Annotated in this window: 13 protein-coding genes and 1 pseudogene; 12 read left to right on the top strand and 2 right to left on the bottom strand. The window is 60.3% G+C overall.

Annotated features, from left to right (window positions below):
- Nucleotides 1–108: 108 nt before the first annotated feature.
- From AABC73_RS05820 to AABC73_RS05775, 10 genes and pseudogenes are all read left to right on the top strand, one after another.
- Nucleotides 109–2,718 carry a TonB-dependent receptor gene (locus AABC73_RS05820; protein ID WP_341522820.1) on the top strand — a complete coding sequence of 870 codons (2,610 nt, stop codon included), beginning with the start codon at nucleotides 109–111 and terminating at the stop codon, nucleotides 2,716–2,718.
- A gap of 249 nt (nucleotides 2,719–2,967) precedes the next feature.
- A complete protein-coding gene (locus AABC73_RS05815) occupies nucleotides 2,968–3,582 on the top strand; it encodes a biliverdin-producing heme oxygenase (protein ID WP_341522819.1) in 615 nt (204 codons plus the stop codon).
- Nucleotides 3,563–4,053: pseudogene (locus AABC73_RS05810) on the top strand (YbaN family protein). The gene AABC73_RS05815 and the pseudogene AABC73_RS05810 overlap by 20 nt, the downstream one beginning before the upstream one ends.
- A 132-nt stretch (nucleotides 4,054–4,185) precedes the next feature.
- Entirely contained in the window at nucleotides 4,186–4,542 is a 357-nt protein-coding gene (locus AABC73_RS05805; protein ID WP_341522818.1) for a DUF5064 family protein, read from the top strand.
- Nucleotides 4,543–4,778: 236 nt separating this feature from the next.
- Nucleotides 4,779–6,287, top strand: a complete 1,509-nt coding sequence (locus AABC73_RS05800) for a sigma-54-dependent transcriptional regulator (protein ID WP_341522817.1) — start codon at nucleotides 4,779–4,781, stop codon at nucleotides 6,285–6,287.
- A gap of 274 nt (nucleotides 6,288–6,561) precedes the next feature.
- Entirely contained in the window at nucleotides 6,562–6,945 is a 384-nt protein-coding gene (gene gcvH / locus AABC73_RS05795) for a glycine cleavage system protein GcvH (protein WP_341522816.1), read from the top strand.
- Between the two features lie 10 nt (nucleotides 6,946–6,955).
- The gene (gene gcvP / locus AABC73_RS05790) at nucleotides 6,956–9,820 is read left to right on the top strand and encodes an aminomethyl-transferring glycine dehydrogenase (protein ID WP_341522815.1); all 2,865 of its coding nucleotides are present in this window, start codon (nucleotides 6,956–6,958) and stop codon (nucleotides 9,818–9,820) included.
- Between the two features lie 107 nt (nucleotides 9,821–9,927).
- Entirely contained in the window at nucleotides 9,928–11,052 is a 1,125-nt protein-coding gene (gene gcvT / locus AABC73_RS05785; RefSeq protein ID WP_341522814.1) for a glycine cleavage system aminomethyltransferase GcvT, read from the top strand.
- 392 nt (nucleotides 11,053–11,444) lie between these two features.
- Nucleotides 11,445–11,657: a cold shock domain-containing protein gene (locus AABC73_RS05780; RefSeq protein WP_003175786.1), complete on the top strand. Its 213-nt coding sequence runs from the start codon at nucleotides 11,445–11,447 to the stop codon at nucleotides 11,655–11,657.
- Nucleotides 11,658–11,756: 99 nt separating this feature from the next.
- Nucleotides 11,757–12,242, top strand: coding sequence for an RDD family protein (locus AABC73_RS05775; protein ID WP_331149723.1), 486 nt, complete (start codon nucleotides 11,757–11,759; stop codon nucleotides 12,240–12,242).
- A gap of 145 nt (nucleotides 12,243–12,387) precedes the next feature.
- Here AABC73_RS05775 and lptG read toward each other — a convergent pair whose 3' ends face one another.
- Together lptG and lptF are read right to left on the bottom strand one after the other, a co-directional pair.
- Nucleotides 12,388–13,449, bottom strand: a complete 1,062-nt coding sequence (gene lptG, locus AABC73_RS05770; RefSeq protein WP_341522813.1) for an LPS export ABC transporter permease LptG — start codon at nucleotides 13,447–13,449, stop codon at nucleotides 12,388–12,390.
- Entirely contained in the window at nucleotides 13,442–14,563 is a 1,122-nt protein-coding gene (gene lptF / locus AABC73_RS05765) for an LPS export ABC transporter permease LptF (RefSeq protein ID WP_341524179.1), read from the bottom strand. The genes lptG and lptF overlap by 8 nt, the downstream gene beginning before the upstream one ends.
- A gap of 330 nt (nucleotides 14,564–14,893) precedes the next feature.
- Between lptF and AABC73_RS05760 the strand changes: the two genes are divergently transcribed.
- Nucleotides 14,894–16,384, top strand: a complete 1,491-nt coding sequence (locus tag AABC73_RS05760) for a leucyl aminopeptidase (protein WP_341522812.1) — start codon at nucleotides 14,894–14,896, stop codon at nucleotides 16,382–16,384.
- A 59-nt stretch (nucleotides 16,385–16,443) separates the two neighbouring features.
- Nucleotides 16,444–16,872: a DNA polymerase III subunit chi gene (locus tag AABC73_RS05755; protein ID WP_341522811.1), complete on the top strand. Its 429-nt coding sequence runs from the start codon at nucleotides 16,444–16,446 to the stop codon at nucleotides 16,870–16,872.
- Nucleotides 16,873–16,874: the final 2 nt, after the last annotated feature.

Genomic DNA, 16,874 nt, shown 5'->3' with positions numbered 1-16,874 from the left:
TTTTACGCGATAACCGCTCGTCGCTCGTCTAGTCATAGCCAATGCAATTGATTCGTATTAACGAACCTTCTGCACACACTATTGCCAGCGAGCCAGGGAGCTTTATCGATGTCGTCCACGTTCACACCCGCCACAGGTTTTGCCACACCGTCCACTGCGGGACTGCAAAGTTTCACGCTTTCGGTGTTGACCCTCGCTGTGCTCGCTGCAAGCCCGATGGCTTTCGCCGCGACCCCGAGCCAGACCAGCAGCGCCGAAACCGCCAGTCGCAGCAGCGGCACTTACACTTTCGCCATCGAGCAACAACCCCTGGCTGCCGCGCTTAACGAGTTCAGTCGCATCACCGGCTGGCAAGTCGGCCTGTCATCCGCGCTGGCAACCAACGTCACCTCGCCCGGCGCGACCGGCAATCTGTCCGCGGGTAAAGCCCTGGAACGCCTGCTGGCGGGCACCAATCTGGGCTATCGCAACCTGGGCAACAACAACGTCGTGCTGGAAAAACGCACCGCTGGCGCCATCGCCCTGGAGCAGATCACGGTCAGCGCCACGCGTCAGGCCCAGGACGTCACGTCGGTGCCCAATAGCGTGACGGTTCAGGACCGCGCGGATCTGGACCGGCACAACGTCAATAACATTCGCGATCTGGTGCGCTATGAGCCGGGAGTTTCAGTGGGCGGCGCAGGCCAGCGCGCAGGCACCACCGGTTACAACATTCGTGGCATCGATGGCGACCGCATCCTGACCCAGGTTGATGGTGTCGAGGTCCCGGACGGTTTCTTCTCTGGCCCCTACGCCAACACCCATCGTAATTACGTCGACCCGGAAATCGTCAAGCGCGTGGAAATCCTGCGTGGCCCGGCGTCGGCGTTGTACGGCAGCAGCGCCATCGGCGGCGCGGTCAGTTATTACACCCTCGATGCCAGCGACATCATCAAGGACGGCAAGGACGTCGGCGCACGCCTCAAGACCGGCTACAGCTCCGCCGATGACAGCTGGCTGACCTCCGCCACAGTCGCCGGGCGCCAGGGCGACTTTGACGGCTTGCTGCATGTGAGCCAGCGCAATGGTCACGAGGCCGAATCCTACGGCAGCACGGGCGGCACCGGGCTGCAACGCACCGAAGCCAACCCGGAAGACGCGCGGACCACCAACGTCCTGGCCAAGTTGGGCTGGAACTACAACGACGGCTCACGCCTGGGCCTGACCTACGAAAAGTACAAGGATGACCGCGACACCAACCAGAAGAGCGCGGTGGGCGGGCCGTTCAACGCAGGCAGCGGTTTTGGCTTCTATCGGGCGCGGACCGGCAACGACACCATCACCCGCGAGCGCTTCGGCCTGGAAAACAGCTTCGCGCTGGACAGCCTGCTGGTCGATAACGTCAAGCTGAGCCTGAATTACCAGATCGCCAAGACCGATCAAAGCACCCTTGAGCGCTACGTGCCTGGCTCGCGGGATGTCTGGCGCTCCCGGGATACCTATTACAAGGAACGCCAGTGGATTCTCGACGCGCAACTGGACAAGGCGTTCAGCATCGCTGACACCGAGCATGTGCTGACGTACGGCACCACTCTCAAACAACAGAAAGTCACCGGTCAACGCAGCGGCAACGCGACCTGCGCAGCGGTGCTTGGCACGTGTCGGGTGATCGGCGCGCGCAGCCCGACGGCATCCGACAGCCTGACGCCATCGAGTGACTTCCCGGACCCGACCATCAACACCTACAGCCTGTTCGCCCAGGATCAGATCCACTGGAACGACTGGACCTTCCTGCCCGGTGTGCGTTACGACTACATCGACCTGAGCCCGCACATCACTCAGGAATTCCTCAATACGGTCAACCCAACCGGCGGCGGCCAGGTCAGTGACGAGAACAAAACCTGGCATCGCCTGTCGCCCAAGTTCGGCGTGACCTACGCCCTCAGCGAGCAATACACCTGGTTCGGCCAATACGCCGAAGGTTTCCGCACGCCAAGCGCCAAAGCCTTGTACGGGCGCTTTGAAAACCTGCAAACCGGCTACATCGTCGAGCCCAACTCCAACCTCGAACCCGAGAAGAGCAAGAGCTACGAAACCGGCTTGCGCGGCCATTTTGATGCGGGATCGTTCGACGTCGCGGTGTTCTATAACAAGTACCGCGACTTCATCAATGAAGACGCGATCCAGCCTGCGACTGCCACCCAGGCGGTGTTCCAGTCCAACAATATCAAGCACGCCACCATCAAGGGCGTCGAGCTCAAGGGTCGCCTGAATCTGGACACCTTCGGCGCGCCGGACGGCCTGTACGCCCTGGGATCGGCGGCTTACCAATACGGCCGCAACGACGACACCGGCGAACCGATCAACAGCGTCAACCCGCTCAAGGGCGTGTTGGGCCTGGGCTATGAGCAGGAGAACTATGGCGGCCTGCTCAGCTGGACTCTGGTCAAACGCAAGGATCGTGTAGACAGTACCAACTTCCACGCCCCGGACGGTTCGTCCAGCCAGTTCAAGACACCCGGTTATGGCGTGCTCGATCTGGAAGGTTTCTACAAAGTCACCGACGACGTCACCCTCAATGCCGGTCTGTACAACCTGACCGACAAGAAATACTGGCAGTGGGACGACGTGCGCGGCTATGACGGCGTGGGCGAAGCCGGCGTTACCAGCCCGGCGTCACTGGATCGCCTGACCCAGCCGGGACGCAATTTCGCCGTCAACGTGGTGTGGGATATCTGATCCACGGCCCACTCCCGGCACGCTCTGGTAGGAGGGGACTTGTCCCCGATGGCGTCGGACTGGTCAGCATCATTTCGACTGGCCCAACGCCTTCCCGGACAAGTCCGGTCCTACAGGATCGCGTCGAGGTCGAAATTGCAGGAGCCAACTTGTTGGCGAGGCGTCGTGCCTACAGATGCCTGTTTTTACGCAAATCACACTTGCCAATCGTCTTGTTAACAAGCCCGCCGCTTTCACAAGGAAGACCCGATGACTCCCGAAAATCAAACTCTGGCTCTGCGTTCGCAACGTTTGAATCAAGTGACCCACGCGCCCCACGAGCAACTGGATAAAGCGGTCAAGGCCAATGCGCCGTTCGGCACCCTGGCCAGCTACGCTCGCTTCGTGGTTGCGCAGTATCTGTTTCAGGCGGAACTCAAGGCGCTGTACACCGATCCTGACCTGATCCGGATATTCCCCGATCTGGCGAGCCGCTGTCGCGCCGAGCAGGCGATGGCCGATCTTGGCGACCTGAATACCGACATCCCTGCGCCGGTCAGTGGTGCGTTGCGCAATCCCGCCAAGGCGCGGGCGCTGGGCTGGCTTTTCGTCTCCGAAGGCTCGAAACTCGGTGCTGCGTTTCTGATCAAGCGCGCCGCCGCGTTGAACCTCAGCGACACCTTCGGCGCCCGCCATCTCGGCGAGCCCGCCGGTGGTCGTGCGCAAGGCTGGAAGACCTTCACGCGCATCCTCGACAGCCAGACGCTCAGCTCCGAAGAGGAAGCGCAAGCCGAGCAAGGCGCCATCGAGGCGTTCGAACGCTTCAACGTCCTGCTGCATCACGCCTACGCCACGGCACAGCCCGCTGCAATGGCCGCCACCTGAAAACCGGCCCGGCCTGTTAAGCTGGCCGGGATTTCCATGACAGCCATGTCCCCATCGACCACTGACGAGACCATGACCAGCAAACCTCCAGGGTCCAGAATTTCCCGCTGTCTTTTTGGCCTGCTCGCTTACACGAGCCTGGGCATCGGCCTGATCGCCATTTTTGTGCCTGGCTTGCCCACCACCGAATTCATCCTGCTGGCTGCCTGGGCGGCGACCAAAAGTTCGCCGCGCCTGAGCGCCTGGCTGGAAAACCATCGTCTGTTCGGCCCGATCCTGAGTAACTGGCGCAATGGCAAGCTGGTCGCGAGACAAGCCAAGATCAGCGCTACGGTCAGCATGCTGGTCTGCGCCATCCTCATGTTCAGCCTGATGCCCCACAGTTGGCCGCTGTATGCCGCAGTCGCGGGCATGAGCCTGGGCAATCTGTGGATCTGGTCGCGCCCGGAGCCTTCGGCCACGGCTCAGTGATGGCGCAAGGGTTTTGTCCCACGTCACGTCCGTGTTATTCAATATCGTCTATGGTTGCATCATTTCCTGCCGCTGAACGCTGGGTAGCCTGAACGGTCTACCCTTCTCTTTCGACTTTCCTGAGGCAATGACATGTTCGAGCCAGGCCATCTCCATATCAGCCGCACTGCACTGCAAGCCTCGGACTTCAGCTACAACATCCATATTCGTTATGAAGTCTGCGAAAACCCGGTGGAAGGCAAGTCCATGCACTTCGTCATGGAAGGCGATGTGGGCGGCAATACCTTTCAGGAAGAGTTTGAACTGCCGCGCGATATGGCCTTTAACTTCGCCCATGACGCAAACCGCATCGCCCTCAAACATGGCCTGCCACCCGCTGTAACGCTACCCCTGGCGATGCACAAGGACTACGACCTGATGTTCGAAGACGTGCGCCACAAGCTGCACGCCGAATCGGGCGATCCGGTGAAGCCGGAACATTTGACCTGACAACATCTGGAACAACCGTAGGACCGGCTTTAGCCGGGAGGCATTCTCCCGGCTAAAGCCGGTCCTGCGCAGTGACGGGGTAATTCAGACAGTTATGCGATGTACGATGCGAAAACATCGCCTTCGCGGGCAAGTCGCAAGCGCCGCCTGCTTGTTCCAACGTGTTTACCGTGGCTCGGCGAGCACTATTTACTGGCATAATCGCCCCCCTCGCGGCCCGGAATTCATAGCTTGCCATGCGCATCCACGTCAGCTTCATCGACCGAGTCGGCATCACCCAGGAAGTCCTGGCCATTCTGGGCGGACGCAACCTGAACCTCGATGCCGTGGAAATGGTGCCGCCCAACGTCTATATCGATGCGCCGACCCTGAGCCATCAGGTTCTTGAAGAACTCAAGGACGCCTTGTTCCGGGTGCGGGGTGTCGAGGCGATCACCGTGGTCGACATCCTCCCTGGCCAGCGCCGCCATCTGCAACTGGATGCCTTGCTCGCCGCCATGACCGATCCGGTACTGGCGCTGGACAGCGCCGGTCATGTGCTGCTGGCCAACCCGGCGCTAATTACCTTGATTGGCCGCGAACCTGCCGGTGAATCGGTGGCCGAGCTGTTCGCCGACCCGGCGCTGCAAAACGCCCTGCTGGAAAACGGTTTTCGCCTGCCGCTGCGTGAAGTCACCCTCAACGGCGAGGCGCTGCTGCTGGACGCAACGCCGGTCACCGATGCCGGGGCGCTGCTGACCCTTTATCAACCGAGCAGGATCGGCGAGCGTCTTTCCGCGCTGCACCATGATCACGCCGAAGGTTTCGATGCCTTGCTCGGCGAATCCCCGGCCATCCGCACCCTCAAGACCCGCGCGCAACGGGTGGCGACACTGGATGCGCCGCTGCTGATCCAGGGTGAAACCGGCACCGGCAAGGAACTGGTCGCCCGCGCCTGCCACGCCACCAGCGCCCGATACAGCGCGCCGTTCCTGGCGCTGAACTGCGCGGCGCTGCCGGAAAACCTCGCCGAAAGCGAGCTGTTCGGCTATGCCCCCGGCGCGTTTACCGGCGCGCAACGTGGCGGCAAGCCGGGGCTGATGGAGCTGGCCAACCACGGCACGGTGTTCCTCGACGAAATCGGCGAAATGTCGCCTTACCTGCAAGCCAAACTGCTGCGCTTTCTCAATGACGGCAGTTTTCGGCGGGTGGGCGGCGACCGGGAAGTGAAGGTCAACGTGCGCATCCTCAGCGCCACCCATCGCAATCTGGAAAAAATGGTCAGCGAAGGCACGTTCCGCGAAGACTTGTTCTATCGCCTCAATGTGCTCAATCTCGAAGTGCCGCCGTTGCGTGATCGCGGCCAGGACATTCTGCTGCTGGCGCGGTATTTCATGGAACAGGCGTGCGCGCAGATCCAGCGTCCAGTGTGTCGCCTGGCGCCCGGAACCTATCCGGCGCTGCTCAGCAACCGCTGGCCGGGCAACGTGCGCCAATTGCAGAACGTGATTTTCCGCGCCGCCGCGATCAGCGAAAGCAATCTGGTGGATATCGGTGATCTGGACATCGCCGGCACTGCGGTTGCCGGAGTCAATGAGGGTGAGGTCGGCAGCCTGGAACAGGCCGTCGAACAGTTCGAAAAGTCGCTGCTGGAAAAGCTCTACGGCGAACACCCGTCCACGCGCCAGTTGGCAGCGCGGTTGCAGACTTCACACACCGCGATTGCCCATCGGCTGCGCAAATACGGGATTTCCGGAAAGGGTTGATCCCACTGACAGCTCACGTACCGATTTCAATACACTCGTAACGATATCGCTACGACCTCGGCATATCCATGCCCGCCTGGCCCTTGCGCAAACAAGCCATTGCCAGCGACCTCAAACTGTAGCGATTTCGCTACACCAGACCTGTGCCCGATCTGGCAAAAAACCTGCAAACCCCCGATTTCATTGACCCAAACAACCTTGGCCGCAAACTTGCTTAGTACAAGCTCATTACGCTCGCGCCTGGCACGAGCCTTTGTCCCCTTGAGGAGTTTTTATGAGCGAGTTGCGATTCACCGTTGACCACGAATGGCTGCGTGCCGAAGCCGATGGCAGTGTCACGGTTGGCATCACGCCTTATGCGCAAGAATCCCTGGGCGACGTGGTGTATGTGCAACTCCCGGAATTGCAGGCTTATCGTCAACACGCCGAGGCTTCGGTCGTAGAATCGGTGAAGGCCGCGAGCAGCATCAATATGCCGCTTGATGGCGAAGTGGTCGAGGTCAATTCGGCCCTGAACAGCACCCCGGAACTGGTCAACGAAGACGCTTTGGGCGCAGGCTGGTTCTTCCGTTTTATCCCGCAAGACGCCAGCGCCATCGATGGCCTGCTGGATCAGGACGCCTACGACCGCCTGATCAAAGCCAACGCTGAAGCCTGAGGAGCACGACATGACTGACCGTATCGAATTGAGCACCGCCAACGAATTCATCGCCCGTCACATTGGCCCGCGCGCCGCTGACGAACAGGCCATGCTCGCGACCCTGGGTTTCGACTCGCTGGAAGCCCTGAGCGCCAGCGTCATCCCGGAAAGCATCAAGGGCACCAGCGTACTCGGCATGCAACCGGGCTTGAGCGAAGCCGATGCCCTGGCGTCGATCAAAGCCATTGCCAGCAAGAATCAGCTGTTCAAGACCTACATCGGCCAGGGTTACTACAACACCCACACACCCGCGCCGATCCTGCGCAACCTGCTGGAAAATCCAGCCTGGTACACGGCCTACACGCCGTATCAGCCGGAAATTTCCCAAGGCCGTCTGGAGTCGCTGCTCAACTTCCAGACCCTGATCAGCGACCTCACCGGCCTGCCGATTGCCAACGCCTCGCTGCTCGATGAAGCCACTGCCGCCGCTGAAGCCATGACCTTCTGCAAGCGCCTGAGCAAGAACAAAAGCAGCCATCAGTTCTTCGCCTCCAGCCATTGCCACCCGCAAACCCTCGACGTGCTGCGCACCCGTGCCGAGCCGTTAGGCATCACGGTTGTGGTGGCGGACGAAGCCGAGTTGAGCGATGTCAGCGCGTTTTTCGGCGCCCTGCTGCAATACCCTGCCAGCAATGGCGACCTGTTTGATTACCGCGAACTGGTTGAGCGCTTCCACGCAGCCCATGCACTGGTCGCCGTGGCCGCTGACTTGTTGGCCCTGACCTTGCTGAGCCCGCCGGGTGAATTCGGCGCCGACGTCGCCATCGGCAGTGCCCAGCGTTTCGGCGTGCCATTGGGTTTCGGTGGCCCGCACGCGGCTTACTTCTCGACGCGCGATGCGTTCAAACGCGACATGCCAGGCCGTCTGGTCGGCGTATCGGTGGATCGCCACGGCAAGCAAGCCTTGCGTCTGGCGATGCAGACCCGCGAGCAACATATTCGTCGTGAAAAAGCCACGAGCAACATCTGCACCGCACAAGTGCTGCTGGCCAACATTGCCAGCATGTACGCCGTGTACCACGGCCCGCGCGGCCTGACACAAATCGCCAATCGCGTGCATCAACTGACGGCGATCTTCGCCAAGGGCCTCACTGCGCTGGGCCTGAACGTCGAGCAGGAATTTTTCTTCGACAGCCTTACCCTGAACACCGGCGCTGATACTGCCGCGCTGCACGCCAAGGCGCGCGCCCAGCAGATCAACCTGCGGGAAATCGACGCCCAGCGCCTGGGCCTGTCGTTCGACGAAACCACCTCGCAAGCCGCCGTTGAAAGCCTGTGGGCAATCTTCGCGGGCGAAGGCCAGAGCCTGCCGGACTTTGCAGCGCTGGCTGCCAGCGTTGAGTCGCGCCTGCCACGGGCGTTGCTGCGCCAATCGGCGATTCTCAGCCATCCGGTGTTCAACCGTTATCATTCTGAAACCGAGCTGATGCGCTACCTGCGCAAACTGGCCGACAAGGACCTGGCACTGGATCGCACCATGATCCCGCTGGGTTCGTGCACCATGAAGCTCAACGCCGCCAGCGAAATGATCCCGGTGACCTGGGCCGAGTTCGGCAACCTGCACCCGTTCGCGCCTGCCGAGCAGAGCGCCGGTTATCAGCAACTGACCGACGAACTGGAAGCGATGCTCTGCGCCGCCACCGGCTACGATGCGATTTCCCTGCAACCGAACGCCGGTTCCCAGGGCGAATACGCAGGCTTGCTGGCGATCCGCGCCTATCACCAGAGCCGTGGCGATGAGCGCCGCGATATCTGCCTGATCCCGTCTTCGGCACACGGCACCAACCCGGCCACCGCCAACATGGCGGGCATGCGTGTAGTCGTAACCGCCTGTGATGCACGGGGCAACGTCGATATCGAAGACCTGCGCGCCAAGGCCATCGAGCACCGCGACCACCTTGCGGCGCTGATGATCACCTACCCGTCGACCCACGGCGTGTTCGAAGAAGGCATCCGCGAAATCTGCGGCATCGTGCATGACAACGGCGGTCAGGTTTACATCGACGGCGCCAACATGAACGCCATGGTCGGCCTCTGCGCACCGGGCAAGTTCGGTGGCGATGTGTCCCACCTGAACCTGCACAAAACCTTCTGCATTCCCCACGGCGGTGGCGGCCCAGGTGTTGGCCCGATTGGTGTGAAGTCGCACCTGACGCCATTCCTGCCAGGCCACGGCACCATGGCGCGCAAGGAAGGCGCGGTGTGCGCGGCACCTTTCGGCAGCGCGAGCATTTTGCCGATCACCTGGATGTACATCAGCATGATGGGCGGCGAAGGCCTCAAGCGGGCGTCGCAATTGGCGATCCTCAATGCCAACTACATTTCCCGTCGCCTGGAAGAACACTATCCCGTGTTGTACACCGGCAGCAGCGGCCTGGTGGCTCACGAATGCATCCTTGATCTGCGCCCGCTGAAGGACAGCAGCGGCATCAGCGTCGATGATGTAGCCAAGCGCCTGATCGACTTCGGTTTCCACGCCCCGACCATGTCGTTCCCGGTGGCGGGCACCTTGATGATCGAGCCGACCGAAAGCGAATCCAAGGAAGAACTGGACCGTTTCTGCGACGCCATGATCAAGATCCGCGAAGAAATCCGCGCGGTGGAAAACGGCACCCTGGACAAGGAAGACAACCCGCTGAAAAACGCCCCGCACACCGCTGCGGAAATCGTTGGCGAGTGGACTCACCCGTACAGCCGTGAGCAGGCGGTATATCCCGTCGAATCGCTGATCGATGGCAAATACTGGCCGCCGGTTGGCCGCGTCGACAACGTGTTCGGCGACCGCAACCTGATTTGCGCGTGCCCGTCCATCGAGAGCTATCAAGAGGCGTAATTTTCTGATCGGGCCGTAGGAGCGGCTTTAGCCGCGAGATAAGCACTCCCGGCTAAAGCCGGTCCTACGGACGTCTGGCGCCTCGCCTCTTCAAAAGGAAATCGATCATGACCACCGAACAACTGCTCACCACCCCGCTCCACGCCTTGCACCGCGAGCTCGGTGCCAAAATGGTGCCGTTTGCCGGCTACGACATGCCGGTGCAATACCCCGCCGGCGTGATGAAAGAACACCTGCACACCCGGGAAAAAGCCGGCCTGTTCGATGTATCGCACATGGGCCAGATCCGCTTGACCGGTGCCGAAGCCGCCAAGGCGCTGGAAGCGCTGGTCCCGGTGGACATCATCGATCTGCCGGTCGGCATGCAGCGTTACGCGATGTTCACCAATGAAACCGGCGGCATCCTCGACGACCTGATGGTCGCCAACCTGGGCAACGACCAGCTGATGCTGGTGGTCAATGCCGCGTGCAAGAACGAAGACCTCGCCCACCTGCGCAAACATCTGGCTGGCCACTGTGAAATCCAGCCGTTGTTCGACGAGCGCGCCCTGCTCGCCTTGCAGGGTCCGCAAGCCGTGACGGTCCTGGCGCGCCTGGCGCCGGAAGTCGCGACGATGACCTTCATGCAATTCGCCAGCGTTACGTTGCTGGGCGTCGAGTGCTATGTCAGCCGCTCCGGTTACACCGGTGAAGACGGTTACGAGATTTCGGTCCCGGCCGATCAGGCCGAGGCGCTGGCGCGTCGCTTGCTGGCAGAACCGGAAGTCGCCCCGATTGGCCTTGGCGCACGGGATTCGCTGCGCCTGGAAGCCGGTCTGTGCCTTTACGGCCACGACATGAACACCGAGACCACGCCCATCGAAGCCGGCCTGCTTTGGGCGATCTCCAAAGTGCGCCGTGCCGATGGCGCGCGTGCTGGCGGCTTCCCTGGCGCGGAACAGATTTTCGCCCAGCAGCAATCGGCTCCGGCCCGTAAGCGCGTCGGCCTGCTGCCGCAAGAGCGCACCCCAGTGCGTGAAGGCACGGAAATCGTCGATGCCGACGGCAACGGCATCGGTACCGTTTGCAGCGGTGGTTTCGGGCCAAGTCTGGGCGGCCCGTTGGCCATGGGTTATCTGGACAAGGATTTCACTGCATTGGAAACCCCTGTTTGGGCCATCGTGCGTGGCAAGAAAGTACCCATGGTAGTGAGCAAAATGCCTTTCGTGGCACAACGTTACTTCCGCGGCTAATTACTGCCGTCAAAAAAATGTGGTTGTATAACTTTAGACCGCTTAGTTATACAACTGCATAGCACTGTTTAAATCAGCACCGTTAGAGCCCATGCAGCGCACCCTAAAAGTGCGTATGAAAGTTAAAAACTATCGATTCTGTCTTTTTGGTTAATAATTTAAAACAAGCCTTTTGGCCCAGCAAAACCGGGCCTCCGCGGGGGCTTGTTTTTGTTACAAGAGATAGCGTAGAGTTTCCTGACTGTGTTTGCATAGGTCGCTGGAATCGGGACCTGGGCAGTAGCTCTGAGTTTTGCTACATCCCGCTCTACGTTTCTTACTTCCTGCAACCAGCCCCAGTTCTTTCATGAGAAAGAAGCTGTCATTAATTTCAAGTTCCAGGGAAAAAGAAAATGTCTCAACGTCAGAGCGGTACCGTCAAGTGGTTTAACGACGAGAAAGGTTTTGGTTTTATCACTCCAGAAAGCGGACCGGATCTGTTCGTGCACTTCCGCGCTATTCAGGGCAATGGCTTTAAAAGCCTTAAAGAAGGTCAGAAGGTGACTTTCGTTGCAGTGCAAGGCCAGAAAGGCATGCAAGCGGATGAAGTTCAAGCGGAAGCTTAAATCTCTTCGTTAAAAAAGCCCCTGATACTGACATCAGGGGCTTTTTTATGGGCGTAATTCCGTAAAATGTCGGTCCTCCCCATGCCCGAGAGCTTTGCCATGTCCAAACATCTGCTGCGACCGCAAGGTGAATTTCCGGCTGCGGGCCTTGGCCGACGGCTTGCAGCGATCTGCTACGACGCCCTGCTGTGCTTTGCGCTACTGATGATGACCGCGTTTATCTACAAGCTGGTGCTGATGGCGTTCGTGGGCGAAGCCAAACTGCGCGCATTGTCCGAATCAGGTTCCCTGGATGGCGACCCGTTGCTGTCGACTATCTTGTTCTTCGTCCTGTTCGGCTTCTTTGCCAAGTTCTGGACACATTCCGGGCAGACCTTGGGCATGCAGGTCTGGGGCATCCGCGTGCAGAACGCCGACGGTACCGGCATCAGCCTGTGGCAAGCGTTGCTGCGCTTCGTGGTATCCATCGCTTCGTGGCTGTGCGTCGGGCTTGGCTTCATCTGGTCGCTGTTCGACAAGCAAAAGCGCAGCTGGCATGACATGTATTCGAACAGCCAACTGGTGCGGATTCCCAAGCAGAAGTGAATCCAACGCAACACAACCGTGGGAGCGAGCTTGCTCGCGAATGGGCCGGAACATCCAAAGTATTTCCGGCACCCAAAAAACCGCCTTCGCTAGCAAGCTAGCTCCCACCAAGCCAAGTTGGCTCCTACAGCGAGAGGACGATTCGCTACCCAGCCCTACGCAGCAGGACGATCCCGGCCAGCGCGCACACCGCCGCCGGCACCAGCACCGCGAACAATGGCGAGAAGCCGAAGACCAGGCTCGACGGCCCAAGCAGGTCCTGGGCGATACGGAAGGTGAAGCCCACCAGCACGCCGGTAAACACCCGTTGCCCCAGTGTCACCGACCGCAGCGGTCCGAAGATGAAGGATATCGCCATCAGCACCAGCGCCACGGTGACCAGCGGTTGCAGCACCTTGGTCCAGAACGCCAGCCAGTAACGGCCACTGTTCAGGCCCTGATCGGCGAGATAGTGCGCATAACCCCACAAACCGCTGATGGACAGGGAATCAGGCGGCAGCACTACGGTGCTCAGCAGTTGTGGGCTGAGGGCCACGTCCCAACGCTCTTGCGGGGTATTGATCACTTCGGTGCTGCCGTCGCGGAAGAACGTAGTCGTAACGTCTTTCAGCTCCCAGTAATCGGTCTTGAAATTAGCCTGCTTGGCGAAGCTGGACGTCAGCATATGGCGCTGATCGTCGAAGCGATAACGCGTCACGCCATACAGCAAGCCATTGGGCTGCACGGTGTTGATGTGAATGAATTCCTCGCCCTGGCGATGCCACAAACCATGCCGTGCGCTTTGTGCGTCGCCGGTGCCTTGCGCCAGCGAACGATTGGCCTGAGCCTGGTTTTCACTGACCGGCGCCACATACTCGCCAATCAACACGCCCGCGATCATCAGCACCAGCATCGGCTTCATGACAGCCCAGACGATACGGTCGATGGACACACCGGCAGCGCGCATGATGGTCAGTTCGCTGCTGCTGGCCAGACTGCCGAGGCCGATCAGACAGCCGATCAGCGCCGCCATCGGCAGCATTTCATAAAGCCGACGTGGCGCGGTGAGCAGCACGAAGCTGCTGGCGTCAAGCAAGGTGTAGCTGTCGCTGACGTCGCCCATCTCGTCGATGAAGGCAAACAGCGAGGCCAGCCCGAGAATGATCCCGAGTACCGCGAGAATCGCGACGAATACACTTTTGCCGATGTAACGATCGAGCTTAACCATGGGTCACCTCCGGTACGCTGCGACGACTCGCCATTTTCAGACGCAGCGGTTCCCAGTACAGAAGTCCCAGGCCAATCAACAAGAACAATGCGTGAACCCACCACAAGCCCAGCGCCATTGGCAGCTTGCCTTTTTCAAGGGCGCCACGGGCGGCAATCAGGATCGTCAGGTACGCCATATAAAGCAGGATCGCCGGCAGCAACTTGAGGTAGCGGCCCTGGCGCGGGTTGACCCGGGCCAGGGGCACGGCCATCAAGGTGACGATGAACACCAGGATCGGCAGCGAAACGCGCCACTGCAGTTCAGCCTTGTAGCGCGGCGTATCGTTGCCGAACAACTCGCTGGTGGGGATCGCATCGCGGTCGGTGATTTCGTCGCTGATGTCCGGCTTGGGCAGCAAGGCACCGTACGTGTCGTATTTGATGGCGCGGTAGTTGGCTTCGCCCGGATTGCCGTCGTAGCGATAACCGTTTTCCAGAATCAGGAAGCGACTGCCATCCGGCTTGATTTCCTGGTGGCCTTTTTCGGCGACCAGCACGGTGATGCCGCGATCCTTGGACTTGTCCTGAGACATGCGTTTTTCGGAGATGAACACCCCGCCGAGCTTCGATCGATCATCCGACAGGTCCTGGGTGTACGTCACCCGGCTGCCGTCACGCAGGGTCTGGAAGCGGCCCGGCACCAGTGTGTCGAATTCGGTCATCGCATCCTGTTTGTTGATCAACAGGGAAAACTGCGTCGCGCCCTGCGGCGCCAGGCTGAAGCTCAGCCAGGCAACCAGCAGCGCCACCAGCGCCGCCGGGGCCATGGTCATCCATAGCAAGCGTTGCTGGCTCATGCCGGTGGCGGCGAGCACGGTCATTTCGCTTTCCAGATACAACCGGCCGTACGCCAGCAGAATCCCCAGAAACAGACCCAAGGGCAGGATCAGTTGCAGAAAGCCTGGCAGACGAAAGCCCATGATCATGAACAACACGCCGGGATCCAGCGCACCGGAGGCCGCCTGGGCCAGGTATTTGATGAAGCGTCCGCTCATGATGATTACCAGCAGCACGGCGCTGACAGCGCTCAAGGTAAGCAGCACTTCTCGGGATAGATAACGGAAGACAATCAAACCAGACACTCCAGGGTTGCCAGGCGCAAGCGGCCGGACAAGAAAAAGGTATCAGCGGCGGTACGGTTTAGACCCGATAAACAGGGGAACCACCAAAAAAATATGCGGCATTATCCTGTGATTGAGGTGGTCTGTCACTGCGCACTCTGGATAGTTCGCACGTACGCGTCCTACACGCGGCCCCGCCCGCGCGTTTTACGGGGTTGTCAGGGGTCGTGCGCGGGGGTCAAACTGCGGGCCTTGTCGCTGGCATCGTCATGCGAAACACCTCTGCCCTGCCGCGCACGTCATTCATTTCGCAAAGCTCATCGTTTATTCGGGGACCCCGACATGGAATTGGTTGTTAAAAGCGTAAGCCCAGAAACCTTGAAGACCGCCACGCTGGTGGTTGCCGTGGGCGAAGGCCGCGCGCTCAGCGACGCTGCAAAAACCATCGACGTTCTCAGTGGCGGCACCATCGCGGCAGTGCTCAAGCGCGGCGACCTGGCCGGCAAAGTCGGTCAAAGCCTGCTGCTGCACAACTTGCCCAACCTGAAAGCCGAACGCGTGCTGCTGGTTGGCACCGGCAAAGACGCGGAATTGTCCGACCGCCAGTTCAAGAAAGTCATCAGCGGCGTGCTGTCGATTCTGAAAAGCCTGGGCGGCACCGACGCGGTCATCGCCGTCGACCAACTGGCCGTCAAGAACCGTGACACTTATGGCAAGACCCGCCTGCTGGTGGAAACCCTGGCCGATGGCGAATACGTCTTTGATCGCTTCAAGACCCAGAAAGCCGAACCCAAGGCGCTGAAAAAAGTCACCCTGCTGACCGACAAGCTCAGCGTTGCCGACGTCGAACGCGCTGCAACCCACGCCCAGGCTATCGCGGCTGGCATGGCGTTCACCCGTGATCTGGGCAACATGCCGCCTAACCTGTGCCACCCGACTTATCTAGGCGAGCAGGCCAAGGCATTGGGCAAAGCTTACAAAAACCTGAAAGTCGAAGTTCATGACGAGAAAAAACTCGCTGAACTGGGCATGGGCTCGTTTCTGGCGGTTGCACAAGGCAGCGCCCAGCCGCCACGCTTGATCGTCATGAACTATTCGGGCGGCAAGAAAAGCGAGAAGCCGTTCGTGCTGGTCGGCAAAGGCATTACCTTCGACACCGGCGGTATCAGCATCAAGCCTGCGGCCGGCATGGACGAGATGAAGTTCGACATGTGCGGCGCCGCCAGCGTGTTCGGCACCCTGCGCGCCGTGCTTGAGCTGCAACTGCCGATCAACGTCGTGTGCGTCCTGGCTTGCGCTGAGAACATGCCGAGCGGCACCGCGACGCGCCCTGGCGATATCGTCACTACCATGAGCGGCCAGACGGTTGAAATCCTCAACACCGACGCCGAAGGCCGTCTGGTGCTGTGCGATGCCTTGACCTACGCCGAGCGCTTCAAGCCGCAGGCCGTGATCGACATCGCGACCCTGACCGGCGCGTGCGTCGTGGCGCTGGGCGGTCATACCTCCGGCCTGCTGGGCAACAACGATGCGTTGATCAATCAACTGCTGGATGCCGGCAAACTGGCCGACGACCGTGCCTGGCAGCTGCCGTTGTTCGATGAATACCAGGAGCAACTGGACAGCCCGTTCGCCGACATCGCCAACATCGGCGGCCCGAAAGGCGGCACCATCACCGCGGCCTGCTTCCTGTCACGCTTCACCAAAGCGTACGAGTGGGCGCACCTGGACATCGCCGGTACCGCCTGGCTGAGTGGCGGCAAGGACAAGGGCGCCACTGGCCGTCCGGTTCCGTTGCTGACTCAATACCTGCTTGACCGCGCTGGCGCATAACTGGCCTGCATGAATGTGCCTGCCTTCGGGCAGGCACATTTTGCGTACCGGACTTCTCCATGACCCAAGTCGACTTCTATATTCTTCCCAGCGCCGAACCTTCGGCTCGTCTGGACTTTGCCTGCAAACTGACCGAAAAAGCCTGGCGTCTCGGCCACCGCGTGTACCTGCATTGCAGCGATGCCGCGCAACGTGACGACCTCGACGCGCGACTCTGGCGCTTCAAGGGCGAAGCTTTTCTGCCCCATAGCGCCGCCGAAGACGATCAGCTCTCGCCCGTGGTTCTGGGCCTGGGGGACGACCCTGGGCAACATCAGGATTTGCTGGTCAACCTTGATTTGCGCATCCCCGAGTTCTTCAAACGGTTCGCCCGCGTCGCGGAAATCGTCGTCGAAGACCCGGCAATTCGTCTGGCCGCACGAGAGAGTTTCCGTTTCTATCGTGAACACGGCTATCCTCTGCAATATCACCGGCTACAGCGTCTTTGAGC

Source organism: Pseudomonas sp. G.S.17, assembly GCF_038096165.1.
GTDB lineage: Bacteria > Pseudomonadota > Gammaproteobacteria > Pseudomonadales > Pseudomonadaceae > Aquipseudomonas.
The sequence above is the reverse complement of the archived record's forward strand: the minus strand, read 5'-3'. Positions and strand labels throughout refer to the sequence as shown.

Bases quoted from the DNA above. Each gene is read 5' to 3' on its own strand.
- AABC73_RS05820 (WP_341522820.1), top strand. From the start codon at position 109: ATGTCGTCCACGTTCACACCCGCCACAGGTTTTGCCACACCGTCCACT.
- AABC73_RS05815 (WP_341522819.1), top strand. From the start codon at position 2,968: ATGACTCCCGAAAATCAAACTCTGGCTCTGCGTTCGCAACGTTTGAAT.
- AABC73_RS05805 (WP_341522818.1), top strand. From the start codon at position 4,186: ATGTTCGAGCCAGGCCATCTCCATATCAGCCGCACTGCACTGCAAGCC.
- AABC73_RS05800 (WP_341522817.1), top strand. From the start codon at position 4,779: ATGCGCATCCACGTCAGCTTCATCGACCGAGTCGGCATCACCCAGGAA.
- gcvH (WP_341522816.1), top strand. From the start codon at position 6,562: ATGAGCGAGTTGCGATTCACCGTTGACCACGAATGGCTGCGTGCCGAA.
- gcvP (WP_341522815.1), top strand. From the start codon at position 6,956: ATGACTGACCGTATCGAATTGAGCACCGCCAACGAATTCATCGCCCGT.
- gcvT (WP_341522814.1), top strand. From the start codon at position 9,928: ATGACCACCGAACAACTGCTCACCACCCCGCTCCACGCCTTGCACCGC.
- AABC73_RS05780 (WP_003175786.1), top strand. From the start codon at position 11,445: ATGTCTCAACGTCAGAGCGGTACCGTCAAGTGGTTTAACGACGAGAAA.
- AABC73_RS05775 (WP_331149723.1), top strand. From the start codon at position 11,757: ATGTCCAAACATCTGCTGCGACCGCAAGGTGAATTTCCGGCTGCGGGC.
- lptG (WP_341522813.1), bottom strand. From the start codon at position 13,449: ATGGTTAAGCTCGATCGTTACATCGGCAAAAGTGTATTCGTCGCGATT.
- AABC73_RS05760 (WP_341522812.1), top strand. From the start codon at position 14,894: ATGGAATTGGTTGTTAAAAGCGTAAGCCCAGAAACCTTGAAGACCGCC.
- AABC73_RS05755 (WP_341522811.1), top strand. From the start codon at position 16,444: ATGACCCAAGTCGACTTCTATATTCTTCCCAGCGCCGAACCTTCGGCT.